This is a genomic window from Enterobacter cloacae complex sp. IR5422 (genome assembly GCF_049238165.1).
GTDB classification, from domain to species: Bacteria; Pseudomonadota; Gammaproteobacteria; order Enterobacterales; family Enterobacteriaceae; genus Enterobacter; species Enterobacter roggenkampii.
Map to the genome: position 1 here is coordinate 70416 of NZ_JBMKHT010000013.1, position 18496 is coordinate 88911.

Below are 18496 nucleotides of genomic sequence, written 5' to 3' on the forward strand. Positions count from 1 at the left end.
TCCCCGCGGGGGGGCGCCCCCCCCTCCCGGGCCCACCCCCCGCCGCCCCCCGTAGGCCGGTTAAGGCGTAGCCGCCACCCGGCAGAATTACTGCCCTTTAGCCAGATACTTCGCCATCTCGTCTTCCGGTACCATGCCGCCGCCGGTCGCCCACACCAGGTGGGTAACGCTGGCATCTGAAGGCACGCGCAGCGGCCCGGCCATCCCCGCCAGCGCGGACGGTTCCAGCCGAATGCCTTCCTCCTGCGCCAGCCAGCCGAGCATGTCGTACATGCTCTGATCGGAAAGCGTATAGAACCCGTCGAGCAGGCGCTCCATCGCGCGGCCCACGAAGCCGGAGGCGCGTCCTACCGCCAGCCCGTCCGCCGCCGTCACGTTATCAATGCCCAGGTCCTGCACCGCGATCTCATCGTGCAGGCCGGTGTAAACGCCCAGCAGCATGCACGGGGAGTGCGTGGGCTCCGCGAAGAAGCAGTGAACGTTATCGCCAAAGGCCAGCTTCAGGCCAAACGCCACGCCGCCGGGGCCGCCGCCGACGCCGCACGGCAGGTAGACGTACAGCGGATGATCGGCATCCACCACGCGGCCCTGAGCGGCAAACTGTGCCTTCAGGCGCTCGCCCGCCACCGCGTAGCCCAGGAACAGGGTGCGGGAGTTTTCATCGTCAATGAAGAAGCAGTTCGGATCGCTTTCCGCCGCTTTGCGTCCCTGCTCCACCGCCACGCCGTAATCCTGCTCATATTCCACGACGATGACGCCGTGGCTGCGCAGTTTGGCTTTTTTCCACTCGCGGGCGTCGGCGGACATATGCACCGTCACCTTAAAGCCGATGCGTGCGCTCATGATGCCGATGGACATCCCCAGGTTGCCGGTTGAGCCTACCGCAATGCTGTACTGGCTGAAGAAGTCCTTAAAGCGCGGCTCCAGCAGGATGCTGTAGTCGTCTTCAACGCTCAGCAACCCGGCGTCCAGCGCCAGTTTTTCCGCGTGGGTCAGCACCTCATAGATACCGCCGCGCGCTTTAATCGAGCCGGAGATCGGCAAATGGCTGTCTTTTTTCAGCAGCAGCGTGCCGGGAATGGATTTGCCAGATTCTTTCTCCAGCCGCGCCTGCATTGCCGGGATGGCGACCAGTTCGGATTCAATAATCCCACCCGTTGCGGCCGTCTCCGGGAAGGCTTTCGCCAGATATGGCGCGAAGCGTTTGAGGCGCGCATGGGCATCGTCCACGTCGGCTTTGGTCAGCCCGACATAGGGCAGCCCTTCTTCAAGCGTGGTGGTGTTCGGGTTAAGCCAGGTGGTTTCTTTCAGGGCAATCAGATCCTCAACCAGAGGAAACTGTGCGGTTAAAGTGGTGATAGTTGCGTTTTCCATAATACGTCTCTTCGCGCTCAGATAATGAAAGAAAGCAGGAATGTGCCGCCAAGTGCAAGCACCGAGGCGATAAACGTCGCCGTCGTATAGTATTTGAAGGTCTCATTCAGGGTCGCGCCGCAGTATTGCTTCACCAGCCAGAAGAGGGAATCGGTCACGATCGTGCAGCCAATGGCGCCGGAACCGATGGCAATGGTGATGATCTCCGGGCTGACGTTCGGGTAGAGCGGCAGCATCGGCGCGACGATGGCCGTGGCGCCCATCATCGCGACCGTGGCGGAGCCTACGGCGGCATGCAGCACCAGCGCCACCAGCCAGGCGAGCAGGATAGGGTGCATGTGCAGGTTCGAGAGAATTTGCGCCAGCGAGTCCGCCAGTCCGCTGGTTTTCAGGATGGCGTTGAACGCGCCGCCCGCGCCGATAATCAGCAAAATGTTGGCGATAGAGCCAAAGCCGTGCTCCGTATGGGTCAGCATCGCGCCCATGCCCATGTGCTGGCGGATCCCCAGCAGGTAGTAGGCGACAAACACGGCGATGAACATGGCGGTGATCGGGTTGCCGATAAACTCCAGCAGCGTATACAGCGTGCCGTCTTTTGCCATATTCAGTTCGGCGATGGTCTTCACCAGCATCAGGGCAATCGGCAGCAGCACCGTGAACAGCGTGGCGCCCAGCGACGGCAGGGTATGCTCCTCCCGCACCTTCAGGTCTGAAAATTCCGCCGGAACCGGTTTAAACGGCAGACGATTGCCGAGCAGCTTCAGGAACAGCGGGCCGCCGACCAGAGAGGCCATCAGGCCCACCAGCAGGCCGTAGACGATTACCGTCCCAACGTCCGCCCCTAATTTATTGGTCACAAACAGCGCGGCCGGATGCGGCGGCACCACGCAGTGCACCGCCATCAGCGCGGTACAGAGCGGAATGGCCAGCTTAAGCAGCGACGTGTGGGTCTTTTTGGCGATGGAAAACGCCAGCGGGATCAGCAGGACCACGCCCACTTCCACGAACAGCGTAATGCCGCAGATCAGGCCCACCAGCACCATAATCACGTCTGCTGACAGCCAGCGGCAGCGCTGCAACGTAATCCCGATGCGCTCTGCCGCGCCGGAAACCTCCATCATCTTGCCGAGAATGGTGCCCAGACCAATCACCGCCGCCAGGAAGCCCAGCGTACCGCCAATCCCGCTCTCAATGGCGTTTACCATATCCAGCGGGCTCATTCCCATCATTGCGCCGACGAAAAAGCTCGCCAGCAGCAGCGCGAGGAACGGGTGAAACTTCAGTTTTACGATGGTTAAAACAATCAACACAATGCTGACCAGCAGCGTTGCCACAACCCAGACCTGAGATCCCATATCTCACCTCACCCTTATGTCATCTGGGGGTATTGGACGAAAAAGCGGCGTGGGCTGACAAACGATATAAATTGGCGTTCAGGTGAGCCAGATTGAATCAACTGAGTGACTGCGCTCTAAAAAACGCACTTAACCCGCATTAGGTTCACATAAATTCACCCATGAACGGTATGCTGGGCGCAGAAAACACGCGTGAGAATTGTGATGACCGATGCAAATGAAGCCAGAAACCGGCTATTAAACGGCTGGCAGCTGTCGAAAATGTACACCTTTGAAGTGGCGGCTCGACATGAATCCTTCGCGCTGGCGGCGGAGGAGCTGTCGCTCAGCCCCAGCGCGGTGAGCCACCGCATCAACCTGCTGGAAGAAGAGCTCGGTATTCAGCTGTTTGTCCGTTCGCACCGTAAAGTCGAGCTGACGCAGGAGGGAAAGCGCGTTTACTGGACGCTAAAATCGTCCCTCGACACCCTGAATCAGGAGATCCTGGACATCAAAAACCAGGCGCTGTCCGGCACGCTGACGGTCTACTCCCGGCCGTCGATCGCTCAGTGCTGGCTGGTACCCATGCTGGGTGACTTTACCCGCCGCTATCCGTCAATATCGCTCACCGTCCTGACCGGCAATGATTACGTCAATATGCAGCGAACGGGGGTCGATCTGGCGCTCTATTTTGACGATACGCCGCCAAACCATCTGTCTCATCACTTCCTGATGGACGAAGAGATTTTGCCCGTCTGCTCGCCGCAGTATGCCCGCGAGCATGAGCTGTTGAAAAACCCCGATAACCTTAGCCACTGCACGCTGCTGCACGACCGTCAGGCCTGGAGCAATGATTCCGGTACGGATGAGTGGCTGAGCTGGGCGCAGCACTTTGCGGTGAATATGCCGCCATCGTCGGGTATTGGTTTCGATCGTTCCGACTTAGCGATTATTGCGGCCATCAACCACGTCGGCGTCGCGATGGGGAGAAAGCGGCTGGTGCAAAAACGGCTTGAACGGGGCGAACTGATCGCCCCGTTTGGTGACAAGACCCTGAAATGCCATCAGCACTACTATGTTTCGACGCTTTCGGGCCGACAGTGGCCGAAAATAGACGCCTTTATCGGCTGGCTGAGAGAACTGGCAGGTTGAAGAATTATTACGCTTTCGCGCTACACCAAATGTGAAAAAGCATGCTAAATACAGGTAATGCTTTCGATTTATCCAGGGTAAACCGTGTTAAAGCCTCTTATAGCGACCGCGTTACTGATCTCTTCCGGCTGGGCCATTGCCGCTGAGCCGCCGCTGACGGCTGCCCGTTATGCGCAGCAGCTTGGCGTCGGTATGGATGTTGACTGGGCGCGCACCGAGCGCGGCATACGCGAATTCGACCCGCTGGTGGTCCGCGATTTTCGGGCTAAAGGCATTACCCACGTGCGCATCCGCGTGGCCGACGAGCCGACGGAAGCGCGGCTGATCCACCTGCGCAAGCTGGTAGAAGCCTGTGAGCAGTATGGCGTGATCCCGATAGTCGCGTATCAGGCTGATGAATATAAAAACGACCCGAAAGCCGATAACGAGAAAGAGACGGTCAACTGGTGGATTGCCGTGGCGCACTATTTCGGTCAAAGCTACCCGCTGCTGGGTTTTGATCTCATTTATGAGCCTGCCGACAAGCTTAACCACAATCTGGCGTCGCTAAACCGTGTCTATGAAAAAACCATCAAAGCGATCCACGACATCGACCCGCAGCGCATGATCTTCATTGCGCCACGCCTGCGTGCCGCGCCGGAGGAGTTATCCAGCCTGAAGCTGCCCGCGCACAGCCAAACCTATCTGCTGGCGGAGTGGCATATTTTCCCGTGGGGGCCGCTGAAAAATGGCGGCAAATACCCGTGGACGTCCGGCACGGCGGCAGAGAAAGCGGCCATCCGTAACCGCATTAATGCCGCGCTGCACTGGCAGCAAAAAACCGGGCACGTTAGCTGGGTCGGGGGTTGGGGCGTGGGGGAGTCAAGTCGCTTAACGCCAACCGCCTCGCAAATGGCCTTTGCCACCTATATGGCCTGCGAGCTGCAAAAGGCGAAAATTCCGTATGCGCTTAACGCGGACTTCCAGTTTTACGACGGGGAAGAGGGGGCCTGGCGGCCAGCGCCAGAGCCGTTACTGCAGGCGATGATTGCGCCCGTCTGTGAAAAGCCCGGCGAGAAGCCGGGCCATCATGCGGTTAAACCGGCTGCTCGTGATGCGGGACACGCGACGCCAGCGGCAGCCAGCACAGTAAAATCAGCAACCCCATCAGCGTCATCAGCAGGCCCAAACTAGCCTGCCCGGTCTGCGGCATCATCGCTGAAAGCCAGGCCAGCGCGCCGGAACCGATGTTCTGCAAACCGCCCACCAGCGCGCCCGCCGTACCTGCAAGGAACGGGAACGGCTCCATCGCGCCGCTGGTGGCGAGCGGGAACAGCATCCCCGCGCCGAAGAAGAACAGCGCCGCCGGGATGAGCAGCGTCCAGACGGTCATCACGCCAAACAGCCCCGGGATCCACATCATCAGACCCGCCAGCAGACAGCTGATCACCGACTGCCACATCAGGGTGGAGAAGCGCTTGTTTGGTCGACCGGCAAACCACGCGCCGAAGAACGCCGCCGGGATCGGCAGAATAAACAGAATGCTCACCACCATGCTGCTCAGGCCCAGCCCCGCGCCCAGCAGCACGCCGGAGCAGGCTTCGAACACCGCGATACCCGCCAGGCCGCCGATGAGCATCAGCAGGTAGCAGGTGAACGCGCCGTTGCCGAACAGCGTTTTATAGCTGGCGATCAGCTTCGTGCGCGGCGCGTCCTGTGGACGCGTTTCCGGCATCCAGCGCGCCATGCTGAAGGTGACAATGATGCACAGCACCAGCAGGAAGGCGTAGCAGGCGCGCCAGGACCACATCGTGTCCAGCAGGCCGCCGATCAGCGGGGCCAGCAGCGGGCTGACCAGAATCCCCATATTCAACAGGCTGTTGGCATGACGCAGCTGGGTACCCTGATACATATCGCGCGGTAAGGTTCGCGCCATCACCCCGCCAACGCCGGTCCCAACGCCCTGCAGGGCGCTGGCGGCAATCAGTACGGTCAGGCTATGGGTAGTAATGGCAATCACCGTCGCCACCATGAAAATACTCATGCCCACCAGGATCACCGGGCGACGCCCGACGCGGTCAGAGAGCGGGCCGTAGAAGAGCTGCGAAACGCCATAGGTCAGCAGGTAGGCCGCCATTACGCTCTGTACCGCGCCCTCGCGGACGTTCAATTCCTTTGCCATGTCGGCAATCGCCGGAATGTAGATGGTTTGCGCCATCTGACCGACGGCCACCAGTAACACCAGCATCAACAATAAGTTAACGTTCCGTTGCTTTTTCATGTCGCTGAATACTTTTGCCAAAAGAGAAAAATGAAGAATAAGTGACTGCGCATTCCCATAAATGCGCGAGGAATCTACCACAGAGAGATGACAATTTAAGCATTGTCGCGGTGAATGAAAAAACCGGTAAAGGCAGGATTTGTAAACAAGAACGGCAACTAATGTTGCCAGTGCTTTACGCCAGGCGCAGCAGAATGGCGCCGCCGGCGATACCCAGCGCTGCTGCAATGCGCAGGCCCGCAACCTTCTCTTTTAAAAGCAAAAAAGCGATCAGCGCGCCAAAGAGTATGGAGGTTTCACGCAGCGCCGCAACCACCGCCAGCGGCGCCTGCGTCATCGCCCACAGCGCCAGACCGTAAGAGCCCATGGTCCCCACCCCGCCAAGCAGCCCCTTTTTCCAGTGCAGACGCAGGTAGCCGGACGCCTCGCGCCGACGTGCCACCATCGCCCAGCCGAGCAGGCAGAAGCCGTTCATAAAGAAGGTCCACAGCGTATAGCCCAGCGCGGTCTCCGACAGCCGCACGCCGGTGCCGTCCACCAGCGTATACCCGGCGATAAAACAGGCATTCAGCAGCGCCAGCCAGATCCCCTTGCGTGACTGCATGCGCCCGTTCATCGCCATCGCCAGAATCGACAGGCAAATTACCCCGATGCCGGACCAGGCGAGCCAGGAGAGACGATCGCCGAGCGCCAGCACGCTGATCAGCGCCACCAGCAGCGGGGCGGTGCCGCGCATCAGCGGGTAGGTCTGGCTCATATCGGAAACCTGATAGGTCTTCGCGACCAGCACGGTGTAGACCACCTGTAAGGCGCAGGAGACGATCAAAAACGGCCAGCTTGCGGCAGAGGGCTGTGGAGAGAAGGGGAGCAGCACCAGGGCAATCAGCGTGGCGGAGCCGCTGACGCTAATCGCGGAATAGAGCTTGTCCGTTCCGGCTTTGACGATGGCGTTCCAGCTGGCATGCAGCAGCGCGGCGAAGAGTAAAATGCAGAATACGGTGAGGGTCATGGCGTATCGGGTGATGAATTGTCACTCAACTGTAACATTCACGTCCTGAAGCTGCCAGCCGGTTACACCGCACAAAAAAGGCGGTGCGTCACCCGCGGTTCGTCCGAGACCAGCGTAAACCCTGCCCGGCGATAAAACCCGTAGGCAGCGTCCGGCGCATGGGTATTGAGGAAATCGAACCAGATGCTGGCATCGGCCATCACGACGGTTAAAAGCTGCTTGCCAATCCCCAGCCCGCGGCACTTCTCGCTGACGTAGAGATGGCGAATACGCCCGGCGCGCGGCTGCTGGCTGAACGGATCGCGATTCAGACCGCACACGCCAACCAGCTTGCCGTTGAGAAACGCCCCCAGCAGCTTTTCACCCGGCGCGTTAAAGCGGTTCTCACCCCGCTGCCAGCTCTCTTCCAGCCTGCGCAGCATGTTGAAATTCGATGCGATACTTTCAGCCTTCAGGGCGATATACCCCGGCTCGTCGGGCGTGACAGGCTCAATTAACAGACGCGACATAGCATTCCCTCGTTATTAAAGAGGGGCGGTTGCCCGCCCCTCTCAGGTGCGACTTGAACCTGAATTACCGAACGAATTTCAGGACAGCATCAAGCAGTTGCAGTACTGCAACAATGAGTTTGAGGATAAGTATCACCATATCCACTACGCTCATACGCGTCTCCTTTTGGTTAAAAGGAGCACGATGCTGGCGTACCTTTCCGCCGCCTGTTGCCAGCACCTGGATTGACGTAACACAGTGTGCTCACTTCAGGGGTTAAGGCACTGACGGCACCACCCGTTTCAGCCAGGACTTCGTTGCGCCGGTAGAACTGCGGCCCCCTCGCTCACTGCGAACACCCTCAGTATAGATAAATACTGTACGTATGAACAGTATTTTGTGGACAAAATCTGGAAGGCGATCCATACTCAAAAACGTCAAAATCCGTGCCGGAATTGCGCGTTCGTCTTCGATCGCGTATACTTTTTGCGTTGACGTAACACAGTGTGTTCTGCGGCGACCAACCGCAAGACCCTGATAAAAACCTCGCTTCGGCGGGGTTTTTTGTTTTCATCCCCCAACAAACGAAACGTGATCCCTGACGCATTTTTGCGCAGATGAAAATATTTCCATTGTCACGCCCGAAAACCTGTGTTTGTATAAATTCCATCAATGATTCCAAACACAGGTCCCCAATGACTTCATCCATCTTCACTTCGACCCTACTAAAAACTGCGCAACCAGCCGCAGTGGTCGTCGTGCGTGTGGTGGTGGTCGTCGGCAATGCGCCGTAGGGACTGGATCAACACACGAATCCAAAACCCCGCCGGCGCAAACCGGGCGGGGTTTTTCGTTTAGGACCCTCCCCGGAAAGTCGGCTCAGAAGAAAAGGACTGGAGCATGGCAAGTTCGGGCACAACATCCACCAAGACGCGTTTTACCGGCGCGCAGCTGATCGTTCATCTGCTGGAGCGACAGGGCATCACCACGGTTGCGGGCATCCCCGGCGGCACAGTGCTGCCGCTGTACGATGCGTTAAGCCAAAGCACGCAGATCCGCCACGTGCTGGCGCGCCACGAGCAGGGGGCGGGGTTCATCGCTCAGGGCATGGCGCGCACGCAGGGTAAACCGGCGGTCTGCATGGCCTGCAGCGGCCCGGGCGCAACCAACCTGGTCACCGCCATCGCCGACGCGCGCCTCGACTCCATTCCGCTGATCTGCATTACCGGCCAGGTGCCGTCCTCGATGATCGGTACCGATGCGTTCCAGGAAGTGGATACCTACGGCATCTCTATCCCCATCACCAAACATAACTATTTAGTTCGCGACATCGCCGAGCTTCCTCAGGTTATTAGCGATGCGTTCCGCATTGCGCAGTCCGGCCGCCCGGGCCCGGTGTGGATAGACATTCCTAAGGATGTCCAGACCGCAGAGATCGAGATCGACGTTCTGCCGGAGCCGGGCGAGCGTGCCCCCGCGCCGGAGTTCAGCGCTGAGAGCGTACGCGACGCCGCCGCCATGATTAACGCCGCCAAACGCCCGGTGCTGTATCTGGGCGGCGGGGCGATTAACGCTGCGGATGAAATCCGCCAGTTTGCGGAAAAAGCCAACCTGCCGACCACCATGACCCTGATGGCGCTGGGTATGCTGCCAAAAGCGCACCCGCTGTCCCTGGGGATGCTGGGCATGCACGGCGCGCGCAGCACCAACTACATCCTGCAAGAGGCGGATTTGCTGATTGTTATGGGCGCGCGTTTTGATGACCGGGCGATTGGCAAAACCGAGGAGTTCTGCCCGAACGCGAAAATCATTCACGTGGATATCGATCGCGCCGAGCTGGGTAAAATCAAGCAGCCGCACGTGGCGATTCAGGGCGACGTGGCAGAGGTTCTGGCGCAGCTGATCCCGCAGACGGACGCAGCCGACCGCGCCGACTGGCGTAAGCTGGTGGCCGATCTGCAGCGCGAGTTCCCGGGCGCCATCCCAACCGAAGGCGACCCGCTGAGCCACTATGGCCTTATCAACGCCGTGGCCGCCTGCGTGGACGACAGCGCGATTATCACCACCGACGTGGGCCAGCACCAGATGTGGACCGCCCAGGCCTACCCGCTGAACCGTCCGCGCCAGTGGCTGACCTCCGGCGGCCTCGGCACCATGGGCTTTGGCCTGCCCGCAGCTGTGGGCGCGGCGCTGGCGAATCCGGACCGCAAGGTCATCTGCTTCTCCGGCGACGGCAGCCTGATGATGAACATTCAGGAGATGGCGACCGCGGCCGAAAACCAGTTAGACGTGAAAATCATCCTGATGAACAACGAGGCGCTGGGGCTGGTGCACCAGCAGCAGAGCCTGTTCTACAAGCAGGGCGTGTTTGCGGCGACCTATCCGGGGATGATTAACTTTATGCAGATTGCCGCCGGCTTTGGCCTGCACACCTGCGATCTGAACGCGGAAGAGGATGCCCACGCGGCGCTGCAGGCGGCGATCTCGCGTCCGGGCCCGGCGCTGATCCACGTGCGTATCGACCCTGAACAAAAAGTGTATCCGATGGTGCCGCCAGGTGCGGCAAATACTGAGATGGTGGGAGAATAAGCCATGCAGAAACAACATGATAACGTCATTCTGGAACTCACCGTCCGCAACCACCCTGGCGTCATGACCCACGTCTGCGGGCTGTTTGCCCGCCGGGCGTTTAACGTGGAAGGCATTCTCTGTCTGCCGATTCAGGGCAGCGAGCACAGCCGCATCTGGCTACTGGTCAACGATGACCAGCGTCTGGAGCAGATGATGGCGCAGATCGACAAGCTGGAGGACGTCACCAACGTGGCGCGCAACCAGTCCGATCCCACCATGTTTAACAAAATTGCGGTGTTCTTCGAATAGATCGCTTAAGGTAAGCGTCTTTCGCTCTTGTAGGCCGGATAAGCGCAGCGCCATCCGGCTTTTTCAGACCGCAGGAACACACATGACCACCATCGCCCTTATCGACGACCACCTTATCGTCCGCTCTGGCTTTGCCCAGCTTCTCAACCTCGAACCGGATTTCCAGGTCGTGGCCGAGTTTGGCTCCGGCCGCGAGGCGCTGGCGGGCCTGCCGGGGCGCGGGGTGCAGGTCTGTATCTGCGACATTTCGATGCCGGATCTCTCCGGGCTGGAGCTGCTAAGCCAGCTGCCGAAAGGAATGGCGACCATTATGCTCTCGGTCCACGACAGTCCGGCGCTGGTCGAGCAGGCACTCAACGCGGGCGCGCGGGGGTTCCTCTCCAAACGCTGCAGCCCGGACGAGCTGATCGCCGCCGTGCGCACCGTCTCCACCGGCGGCTGCTACCTGACGCCGGAAATCGCCATCAAGCTGGCGGCTGGACGACAGGATCCGCTCACCCGGCGCGAGCGTCAGGTGGCTGAGAAGCTCGCGCAGGGGATGTCGGTAAAAGAGATTGCCGCCGAGCTGGATCTGTCGCCGAAGACCGTGCACGTCCATCGCGCCAACCTGATGGAAAAACTCAACGTCAGCAACGACGTCGAGCTGGCGCGCCGCATGTTCGACAGCTGGCAATGAGTCCCGTCTTTTCGCGGCTGATCGCCGTCGTTGCCAGCTTTTTTATCTTCTCCGCCGCGTGGTTCTGCCTGTGGAGCATCAGCCTGCATCTGGTGGAACGTCCTGAGCTGGCGGTGCTGCTGTTCCCCTTCGGCCTGCGTCTGGGGTTAATGCTCCAGTGCCCGCGCGGTTACTGGCCCGTTTTGCTGGGCGCAGAGTGGCTGCTGCTGGTCTGGCTGGCGCAGGAAGTGGCCCTCGCGCATCTGCCCTTATTGATGACCGGAAGCCTGCTCACGCTTCTCCCGGTTGCCCTCATTTCCCGCTATCGTCACCAGCGCGACTGGCGCACGCTGCTGCGCCAGGGGGCGGCGCTGATTGCCGCCGCGCTGCTGCAGTCCCTGCCGTGGGTTGGCGACAAGGAGATGCTCAACGCGCTGCTGCTGACCCTCACCGGTGGCCTGACGCTGGCACCCACCTGCCTCGTGATCTGGCACTACCTCACCAGCACCGTCTGGCAGCCGCTTGGTCCGGGGCTGGTGTCCCAACCGGTGAACTGGCGCGCCCGGCATCTCATCTGGTATCTGCTGCTGTTCGTGGTGAGCCTCTGGCTTCAGCTCGGTCTGCCCGCCGAGCTTTCACGCTTCACGCCGTTTTGCCTGGCGCTGCCGATTATCGCCCTGGCCTGGCACTACGGCTGGCAGGGGGCGCTGATCGCGACCCTGATGAACGCCATCGCGCTGATCGCCAGCCAGACCTGGCACGACCATCCGGTGGATCTGCTGCTCTCGCTGCTGGCCCAGAGCCTGACCGGGCTGCTGCTGGGGGCGGGCATTCAGCGCCTGCGCGAGCTGAACCAGTCCCTGCAAACCGAGCTGGCGCGCAACAGGCGTCTGGCTGAACGCCTGCTGGAGACGGAAGAGAGCGTGCGGCAGGAGGTGGCCCGCGAGCTGCACGATGACATCGGGCAGACCATTACCGCCATCCGCACCCAGGCGGGCATTGTCCAGCGCCTGGCGGCAGAAAACGCAGGCGTGAAGCAGGGCGGGGCGCATATCGAACAGCTTTCGCTGGGAGTCTATGACTCGGTGCGACGCCTGCTCGGCAGGCTGCGGCCGCGCCAGCTCGACGACCTGTCGCTGGAGCAGGCGGTACGCTCCCTGATGCGCGAGATGGAGCTGGAAAGCCGCGGCATTGTCAGCCATCTCGACTGGCGCATTAGCGAACCTGCGCTGAGCGAAGGCCAGCGCGTAACCCTGTTCCGCGTCTGTCAGGAAGGGCTGAACAATATCGTCAAACACGCCAGCGCCAGCGCGGTCACGATCCAGGGCTGGCAGCAGGACGAGCGCCTGATGCTGGTGATTGAAGATGACGGCTGCGGCCTGCCGCCGGGCTCCGGCCAGCAGGGCTTTGGCCTGGCGGGCATGCGCGAGCGCGTTAAGGCGCTGGGCGGCACGCTGAGCCTCTCCTGCACCCACGGGACGCGCGTCAGCGTCAGCCTGCCGCTAAGGAGCCACCATGTTTAAAACCCCCGCAAACGCCGCGCCGATAGGCAACAAAGCGGAGATCGACGCCCGCTACCGCTACTGGCGTCGTCATATCCTGATCACTATCTGGCTCGGCTACGCGCTGTTCTACTTTACCCGCAAAAGCTTCAACGCCGCCGCGCCGGAGATCCTCGCGAGCGGCGTGATGACCCGCACCGACATCGGCCTGCTGGCGACGCTGTTTTATATCACCTACGGCCTGTCGAAGTTCTTCTCCGGCATCGTCAGCGATCGCTCAAATGCCCGTTATTTCATGGGCGTTGGGCTGATCGCCACCGGCGTGGTGAATATTCTGTTTGGCTTCTCCACCTCGCTGTGGGCCTTTGCCCTGCTGTGGGCGCTGAACGCGTTTTTCCAGGGCTGGGGCGCGCCGGTCTGCGCGCGTCTGCTCACCGCCTGGTACTCGCGCAACGAACGCGGCGGCTGGTGGGCGATATGGAACACCGCACATAACGTCGGCGGGGCGCTGATCCCGATGGTGGTGGGTGCCGCGGCGCTGCACTACGGCTGGCGCGCGGGGATGATGGTTGCCGGTGGCCTGGCGATTGTCGCCGGGCTGTTCCTCTGCTGGCGCCTGCGCGACAGGCCGCAGACCGTGGGCCTGCCTGCGGTGGGCGACTGGCGGCACGACGAGATGGAGATTGCCCAGCAGCAGGAGGGCGCGGGGCTGACCCGCAGGGAGATCCTCACCAAATACGTGCTGAAAAACCCGTACATCTGGCTGCTGTCGCTTTGCTACGTGCTGGTCTACGTGGTGCGCGCGGCCATCAACGACTGGGGCAATCTGTACATGTCCGAGACGCTCGGCGTGGACCTGGTGACCGCCAACTCGGCGGTGACAATGTTCGAGCTGGGCGGGTTTATCGGCGCGCTGGTGGCGGGCTGGGGCTCGGATAAGCTGTTCAACGGCAACCGCGGCCCGATGAACCTGATTTTTGCCGCCGGGATTTTGCTCTCTGTTGGCTCGCTGTGGCTGATGCCGTTCGCCAGCTACGTCATGCAGGCGGCGTGCTTCTTCACCACCGGCTTCTTCGTCTTTGGCCCGCAGATGCTGATCGGCATGGCGGCGGCGGAGTGCTCGCACAAGGAGGCGGCAGGCGCGGCGACGGGCTTTGTCGGGCTGTTTGCCTATCTTGGCGCATCGCTCTCCGGCTGGCCGCTGGCGCGGGTCATCGACATCTGGCACTGGAGTGGCTTCTTCGCGGTGATCGCCATCGCGGCGGGAATTTCCGCCCTGCTGCTGCTGCCGTTTTTACATGCGCAGGCCCCGCGTGAAGCCAGCGTGATGTGATGCGCCTCACCTTTTCACCCCGAGTGGCGCAAAACTAGGAAATTTTCCCGGTTTTACCTGGACGCTGTCTCAGGCATCTCTCCCGGCTGATTTTTACAATGCTGCAAAAATCAGCTCAGGAGTAAACCAACCATGCTGGCCTTCTTAAACCAGGTGCGCAAGCCGACCCTGGATCTGCCGCTCGACGTGCGGCGCAAGATGTGGTTCAAACCGTTCATGCAGTCCTATCTGGTGGTCTTCATCGGCTACCTGACCATGTATCTGATCCGCAAAAACTTTAACATCGCCCAGAACGACATGATCTCAACCTACGGGCTGAGCATGACGCAGCTGGGGATGATTGGCCTGGGCTTCTCCATCACCTACGGCGTGGGCAAGACCGTCGTTTCCTACTACGCGGACGGCAAAAACACCAAGCAATTCCTGCCGTTTATGCTGATCCTCTCCGCCATCTGTATGCTCGGCTTCAGCGCCAGCATGGGCGCGGGTTCCGTTAGCCTGTTCCTGATGATCGCCTTCTACGCCCTGAGCGGTTTCTTCCAGAGTACCGGCGGGTCGTGCAGCTACTCCACCATCACCAAATGGACCCCGCGCCGCAAGCGTGGTTCCTACCTCGGCATGTGGAACATCTCCCACAACCTCGGCGGGGCGGGCGCGGCTGGCGTGGCGCTGTTTGGCGCGAACTATCTGTTCGACGGCCACGTGATCGGGATGTTTATCTTCCCGTCGATTATCGCCCTGATCGTCGGCTTTATCGGCCTGCGCTTCGGCAGCGACTCCCCGGAATCGTACGGCCTCGGCAAAGCCGAAGAGCTGTTCGGCGAGGAGATCAGCGAAGAGGACAAAGAGACCGAAGAGAACGCGATGACCAAATGGCAGATCTTTGTTGAGTACGTGTTGAAAAACAAAGTGATCTGGCTGCTCTGCTTCTCAAACATCTTCCTCTACGTGGTGCGTATCGGCATTGACCAGTGGTCAACCGTGTATGCTTTCCAGGAGCTGAAGCTTTCTAAAGAAGTGGCGATTCAGGGCTTCACCCTGTTCGAAGTGGGCGCGCTGGTCGGCACGCTGCTGTGGGGCTGGCTCTCCGACCTCGCCAACGGCCGTCGCGCGCTGGTGGCCTGCATCGCGCTGGCGTTGATTATCGCCACCCTCGGCGTCTACCAGCACGCCAGCAACCAGTACGTTTACCTGGCGTCCCTGTTCGCGCTCGGCTTCCTGGTGTTTGGTCCGCAGCTGCTGATCGGCGTGGCGGCAGTGGGCTTCGTGCCGAAAAAAGCGATCGGCGCCGCCGATGGGATTAAAGGCACCTTCGCCTATCTGATCGGCGACAGCTTTGCCAAGCTGGGTCTGGGGATGATCGCCGACGGCACGCCAATTTTCGGCCTCACCGGCTGGGCGGGAACCTTCGCGGCGCTGGATGCGGCAGCGATCGGCTGTATCGTCCTGATGGCGATGGTCGCGGTGCTGGAAGAACGTAAAATTCGCCGTGAAAATCGTGCGCAGAAATTAAAAACAGCCTGAGTGTGCAGGTAACTTCTTTGCCCGGTGTGTGATGCCGGGCTTTTTTATTTGCGCCAACGGCGTTAATACCTGATCCCCCATTCCGCAACGTCTTTTCAGAGCACTATTCTGGTTATGCCCGCTGTTGACGCCGTGCGTTTCCCGCTATGATGAGCGGCTAGTCAAAGGAGAACGCATGGTCTGGATAATGCTGGCAACGCTTGCCGTGGTGTTTGTGGTGGGATTTCGCGTCCTGACCTCAGATTCCCGCCGCGCCATCAAACGTTTAAGCGAGCGTCTTGGCATCACCCCGATGCCGGTTGAGTCGATGATCGATCAGTTCGGTAAAACGCCGGGCAATGAGTTTATCCGCTACCTTGAACGGCCGGACGAGGCGCATCTGCAAAACGCCGCGCAGGTGCTGCTGATCTGGCAGGTCTGCATTGTCGACGGCAGCGAGGAGAACCTGCACGCCTGGCACCGCATGCTGCGTAAAGCCCGCCTTGCCGCACCCATTACCGATGCGCAAATTCGTCTGGCGCTTGGCTTTATGCGCGAGATGGAGCCCGATCCGCAGGAGCTGAACGCCTTCCAGCTACGCTATAACCAGCTCTTCCTGCCGGAAGAGGGCGTGTTTTACCTGCACTGATCCCCTGTAAAAACGACAAAAGTTGTCTAAACGTTAAATTCGTCACACTTTTGATGATAAACTGCGCGACTTTTCCGCACGTTTTTATCTTCAGGTGACGCCATGACAGAACATATCCAGCCCACGACCCGACCGCAGACCAAAGAGGTTACTCGCCCCAACTGGTCGGCGGTTTTCTCCGTGGCGTTCTGCGTCGCCTGCCTGATTACCGTTGAGTTTCTGCCGGTGAGCCTGCTGACGCCGATGGCGCAGGATCTGGGCATTTCCGAAGGCGTGGGGGGGCAGTCCGTTACCGTCACCGCCTTCGTGGCGATGTTCGCCAGCCTGTTTATCACCCAGGTGATTGGCACCATCGACCGCCGCAAGGTGGTCATACTGTTCAGCGTGCTGCTGACGCTCTCCTGCCTGCTGGTCTCCTTCGCGGAAAGCTTCACCCTGCTGCTGCTCGGTCGCGCCTGCCTGGGGCTGGGGCTCGGCGGCTTCTGGGCGATGTCGGCCTCGCTCACTATGCGCCTGGTGCCCGCGCGGACGGTGCCAAAAGCGCTTTCCGTTATCTTCGGTGCGGTCTCTATCGCGCTGGTGATTGCCGCGCCGCTTGGCAGCTTCCTCGGTGGGATTATCGGCTGGCGTAACGTCTTCAACGCCGCGGCGGTGATGGGCCTGCTCTGCATCATTTGGGTGTGGAAAGCGCTGCCGTCCCTGCCGGGCGAAGCGGCGCACCATAAGCAGAACATGTTCGCGCTGCTCAAGCGCCCCGGCGTGCTGGCGGGGATGACCGCCATCTTTATGGCCTTTGCCGGGCAGTTTGCCTTCTTTACCTATATCCGCCCGGTGTTTATGACCATGGCGGGCTTTGACGTGGACGGCCTGACGCTGGTGCTGCTGAGCTTCGGTATCGCCAGCTTTGTCGGTACCTCGCTGTCGTCGCAGTTCCTGAAACGCTCCCTGAAAGTGGCGCTGGCGGGTGCGCCGCTGGTGCTGGCTGCGAGCGCCACGGTGCTGGTGCTGTGGGGTAGCGATAAGTGGGTCGCGTCAGCCATTGCGATTATCTGGGGCTTTGCCTTTGCGCTGGTGCCGGTGGGCTGGTCGACGTGGATCACCCGCTCGCTCGCCGATCAGGCGGAAAAAGCCGGGTCGATTCAGGTGGCGGTGATCCAGCTGGCGAACACCTGCGGCGCGGCCATTGGCGGCGTGGCGCTCGACCATCTGGGGCTGACGTCACCGCTGGTGATTTCCGGCACGCTGATGCTGCTGACGGCGCTGCTGGTGGCGGGGAAGGTTAAAGCGAAGTAGTGTTTTTCTCCCTCTCCCGTGGGAGAGGGTTGTGGTGAGGGCATCAGGCTACGCCGATGCCTTAACCCTTCTACGCGAATCCATCGAAATCAGCACCACCGACGACACGATCAGCAGCGTCCCCAGCCAGTCCGGCAGGGTGAACGCCACGCCCAGCAACACCACCGACAGCAGCGCGCTACTCAGCGGCTCGGCGCAGCTCAGGATGCTCGCCTTCGGCCCGCCGATCATCTGTGCGCCTTTCAGATACAGGCTGAACGTCAGCGCGGTGCCAATCACCACCAGGTAGAAAAACGCCAGCAGCAGGCCGCCGTCGATCACGAAGGTGGTGCCGCGTCCGGCGTAGAACGGCGTCAGCATTAATCCGGCAATCAACATACTCCAGCCGACAATCGGCAATGTGCCGTAGCGGGCAATCAGCGTTGACGGATAGGTGGTGTAAAACGCGGCGGCAAACGCCGAGGCGATGCCGAAGAACAGGGCGGCAGGCGAGATGGAGAGCGAGGTTGGGTCGCCGTGGGTGACCAGCAGGAACGTCCCGACAAGCGAGGTCACAATCGCGGACAAAACAAACACGCCGGGGCGCTTTTTCCGCGCCAGCGCGAACCACGCCACGATAATCGTTGGCGACAGAAACTGCAGCACGGTGGCCGTCGCGGCGTTGGATTTTTCAATCGTCAGCAGGAAGGTGAGCTGCACGGTGAGCGCGCCGACCAGCGAGAAAAACAGCAGGCTGAGGGCGTCTTTGCGATGTTTGATGACCGAGAAAATCTTGTCGCCGTGAACGAAGGAGAGCGTCAGCAGGATCACGCCGGTAAACAGCAGGCGAACCATGGTCAGGTAAGGCGAAGAAATGTGGCTTTTCTCCATGATGTACTGCGCGCAAACGCCGGAACTGCCCCATAAAACGGCGGCGATCAGGACGTTCAGCATCCCTTTACGTGTGGAACCCATTTTCTCCCCTGTTACGTTGGTTTTTTTGTAGCATAACATGGGATCTTGCCGGGTGGCGCTACGCTTACCCGGCCTACAAAACGTTGTAGGCCCGTGCAAGCGCAGCGCC

The 18496-nt window shown here is 60.5% G+C and carries 18 protein-coding genes; 11 read left to right on the plus strand and 7 right to left on the minus strand.

The genetic code is table 11. The features are described from left to right. Positions 1-87: 87 nt before the first annotated feature. Together dsdA and dsdX are read right to left on the minus strand one after the other, a co-directional pair. Complete coding sequence (dsdA, locus tag ACOTXT_RS08920; RefSeq protein WP_008500154.1) at positions 88-1374, minus strand: D-serine ammonia-lyase; 1287 nt, start codon at positions 1372-1374, stop codon at positions 88-90. 17 nt (positions 1375-1391) lie between these two features. Next, positions 1392-2729 carry a D-serine transporter DsdX gene (dsdX, locus tag ACOTXT_RS08925; RefSeq protein ID WP_025910722.1) on the minus strand — a complete coding sequence of 446 codons (1338 nt, stop codon included), beginning with the start codon at positions 2727-2729 and terminating at the stop codon, positions 1392-1394. Between the two features lie 204 nt (positions 2730-2933). Between dsdX and dsdC the strand changes: the two genes are divergently transcribed. Next, complete coding sequence (gene dsdC / locus ACOTXT_RS08930) at positions 2934-3860, plus strand: DNA-binding transcriptional regulator DsdC (protein ID WP_025910720.1); 927 nt, start codon at positions 2934-2936, stop codon at positions 3858-3860. Between the two features lie 84 nt (positions 3861-3944). Further along, on the plus strand, positions 3945-5033 hold the full coding sequence (locus ACOTXT_RS08935) for a cellulase family glycosylhydrolase (RefSeq protein ID WP_333165023.1): 1089 nt from the start codon (positions 3945-3947) through the stop codon (positions 5031-5033). Here ACOTXT_RS08935 and emrD read toward each other — a convergent pair. The 4 genes from emrD to tisB form a co-directional block, all read right to left on the minus strand. Next, positions 4936-6120 carry a multidrug efflux MFS transporter EmrD gene (emrD, locus tag ACOTXT_RS08940; RefSeq protein ID WP_023293703.1) on the minus strand — a complete coding sequence of 395 codons (1185 nt, stop codon included), beginning with the start codon at positions 6118-6120 and terminating at the stop codon, positions 4936-4938. The two genes, ACOTXT_RS08935 and emrD, sit on opposite strands and share 98 nt — an antisense overlap. Before the next feature lie 175 nt (positions 6121-6295). Next, positions 6296-7129, minus strand: a complete 834-nt coding sequence (locus ACOTXT_RS08945; RefSeq protein ID WP_045372111.1) for an EamA family transporter — start codon at positions 7127-7129, stop codon at positions 6296-6298. A 62-nt stretch (positions 7130-7191) separates the two neighbouring features. Then, a complete protein-coding gene (locus ACOTXT_RS08950) occupies positions 7192-7638 on the minus strand; it encodes a GNAT family N-acetyltransferase (RefSeq protein WP_063435659.1) in 447 nt (148 codons plus the stop codon). A gap of 64 nt (positions 7639-7702) precedes the next feature. Beyond that, positions 7703-7792 (minus strand): type I toxin-antitoxin system toxin TisB, encoded by a 90-nt coding sequence (tisB, locus tag ACOTXT_RS08955; protein WP_008500146.1) that lies wholly within the window; start codon positions 7790-7792, stop codon positions 7703-7705. A gap of 521 nt (positions 7793-8313) precedes the next feature. On the opposite strand from tisB, the gene ivbL reads away from it, so the two are divergent. The 9 genes from ivbL to nepI all read left to right on the plus strand — a co-directional run bounded on the left by ivbL (position 8314) and on the right by nepI (position 17433). Further along, positions 8314-8412 (plus strand): ilvB operon leader peptide IvbL, encoded by a 99-nt coding sequence (gene ivbL / locus ACOTXT_RS08960; protein ID WP_057979964.1) that lies wholly within the window; start codon positions 8314-8316, stop codon positions 8410-8412. A 106-nt stretch (positions 8413-8518) separates the two neighbouring features. Next, the gene (gene ilvB / locus ACOTXT_RS08965) at positions 8519-10207 is read left to right on the plus strand and encodes an acetolactate synthase large subunit (protein WP_333165020.1); all 1689 of its coding nucleotides are present in this window, start codon (positions 8519-8521) and stop codon (positions 10205-10207) included. 3 nt (positions 10208-10210) lie between these two features. Continuing rightward, positions 10211-10498 carry an acetolactate synthase small subunit gene (gene ilvN, locus ACOTXT_RS08970; protein ID WP_008500144.1) on the plus strand — a complete coding sequence of 96 codons (288 nt, stop codon included), beginning with the start codon at positions 10211-10213 and terminating at the stop codon, positions 10496-10498. A gap of 82 nt (positions 10499-10580) precedes the next feature. After that, positions 10581-11174, plus strand: a complete 594-nt coding sequence (uhpA, locus tag ACOTXT_RS08975) for a transcriptional regulator UhpA (protein ID WP_021242693.1) — start codon at positions 10581-10583, stop codon at positions 11172-11174. Beyond that, positions 11171-12676, plus strand: coding sequence for a signal transduction histidine-protein kinase/phosphatase UhpB (gene uhpB, locus ACOTXT_RS08980; protein WP_039267102.1), 1506 nt, complete (start codon positions 11171-11173; stop codon positions 12674-12676). Before uhpA ends, uhpB begins: the two co-directional genes overlap by 4 nt. Then, complete coding sequence (locus ACOTXT_RS08985; RefSeq protein WP_333165017.1) at positions 12669-13988, plus strand: MFS transporter; 1320 nt, start codon at positions 12669-12671, stop codon at positions 13986-13988. The genes uhpB and ACOTXT_RS08985 overlap by 8 nt, the downstream gene beginning before the upstream one ends. Before the next feature lie 132 nt (positions 13989-14120). Beyond that, entirely contained in the window at positions 14121-15512 is a 1392-nt protein-coding gene (uhpT, locus tag ACOTXT_RS08990; protein ID WP_333165015.1) for a hexose-6-phosphate:phosphate antiporter, read from the plus strand. Between the two features lie 175 nt (positions 15513-15687). Continuing rightward, positions 15688-16140 (plus strand): DUF1198 domain-containing protein, encoded by a 453-nt coding sequence (locus ACOTXT_RS08995; protein WP_021242696.1) that lies wholly within the window; start codon positions 15688-15690, stop codon positions 16138-16140. Positions 16141-16242: 102 nt separating this feature from the next. Then, complete coding sequence (nepI, locus tag ACOTXT_RS09000) at positions 16243-17433, plus strand: purine ribonucleoside efflux pump NepI (RefSeq protein WP_333165012.1); 1191 nt, start codon at positions 16243-16245, stop codon at positions 17431-17433. Positions 17434-17481: 48 nt separating this feature from the next. Here nepI and ACOTXT_RS09005 read toward each other — a convergent pair whose 3' ends face one another. Next, positions 17482-18387, minus strand: a complete 906-nt coding sequence (locus ACOTXT_RS09005; protein WP_032654354.1) for an EamA family transporter — start codon at positions 18385-18387, stop codon at positions 17482-17484. Positions 18388-18496: the final 109 nt, after the last annotated feature.

Excerpts from the sequence above, each read along its gene's own strand:
- dsdA (WP_008500154.1), bottom strand. The coding sequence starts at position 1,374 with ATGGAAAACGCAACTATCACCACTTTAACCGCACAGTTTCCTCTGGTT.
- dsdX (WP_025910722.1), bottom strand. The coding sequence starts at position 2,729 with ATGGGATCTCAGGTCTGGGTTGTGGCAACGCTGCTGGTCAGCATTGTG.
- dsdC (WP_025910720.1), top strand. The coding sequence starts at position 2,934 with ATGACCGATGCAAATGAAGCCAGAAACCGGCTATTAAACGGCTGGCAG.
- emrD (WP_023293703.1), bottom strand. The coding sequence starts at position 6,120 with ATGAAAAAGCAACGGAACGTTAACTTATTGTTGATGCTGGTGTTACTG.
- ACOTXT_RS08945 (WP_045372111.1), bottom strand. The coding sequence starts at position 7,129 with ATGACCCTCACCGTATTCTGCATTTTACTCTTCGCCGCGCTGCTGCAT.
- ACOTXT_RS08950 (WP_063435659.1), bottom strand. The coding sequence starts at position 7,638 with ATGTCGCGTCTGTTAATTGAGCCTGTCACGCCCGACGAGCCGGGGTAT.
- tisB (WP_008500146.1), bottom strand. The coding sequence starts at position 7,792 with ATGAGCGTAGTGGATATGGTGATACTTATCCTCAAACTCATTGTTGCA.
- ivbL (WP_057979964.1), top strand. The coding sequence starts at position 8,314 with ATGACTTCATCCATCTTCACTTCGACCCTACTAAAAACTGCGCAACCA.
- ilvB (WP_333165020.1), top strand. The coding sequence starts at position 8,519 with ATGGCAAGTTCGGGCACAACATCCACCAAGACGCGTTTTACCGGCGCG.
- ilvN (WP_008500144.1), top strand. The coding sequence starts at position 10,211 with ATGCAGAAACAACATGATAACGTCATTCTGGAACTCACCGTCCGCAAC.
- uhpA (WP_021242693.1), top strand. The coding sequence starts at position 10,581 with ATGACCACCATCGCCCTTATCGACGACCACCTTATCGTCCGCTCTGGC.
- uhpB (WP_039267102.1), top strand. The coding sequence starts at position 11,171 with ATGAGTCCCGTCTTTTCGCGGCTGATCGCCGTCGTTGCCAGCTTTTTT.
- ACOTXT_RS08985 (WP_333165017.1), top strand. The coding sequence starts at position 12,669 with ATGTTTAAAACCCCCGCAAACGCCGCGCCGATAGGCAACAAAGCGGAG.
- uhpT (WP_333165015.1), top strand. The coding sequence starts at position 14,121 with ATGCTGGCCTTCTTAAACCAGGTGCGCAAGCCGACCCTGGATCTGCCG.
- ACOTXT_RS08995 (WP_021242696.1), top strand. The coding sequence starts at position 15,688 with ATGGTCTGGATAATGCTGGCAACGCTTGCCGTGGTGTTTGTGGTGGGA.
- nepI (WP_333165012.1), top strand. The coding sequence starts at position 16,243 with ATGACAGAACATATCCAGCCCACGACCCGACCGCAGACCAAAGAGGTT.
- ACOTXT_RS09005 (WP_032654354.1), bottom strand. The coding sequence starts at position 18,387 with ATGGGTTCCACACGTAAAGGGATGCTGAACGTCCTGATCGCCGCCGTT.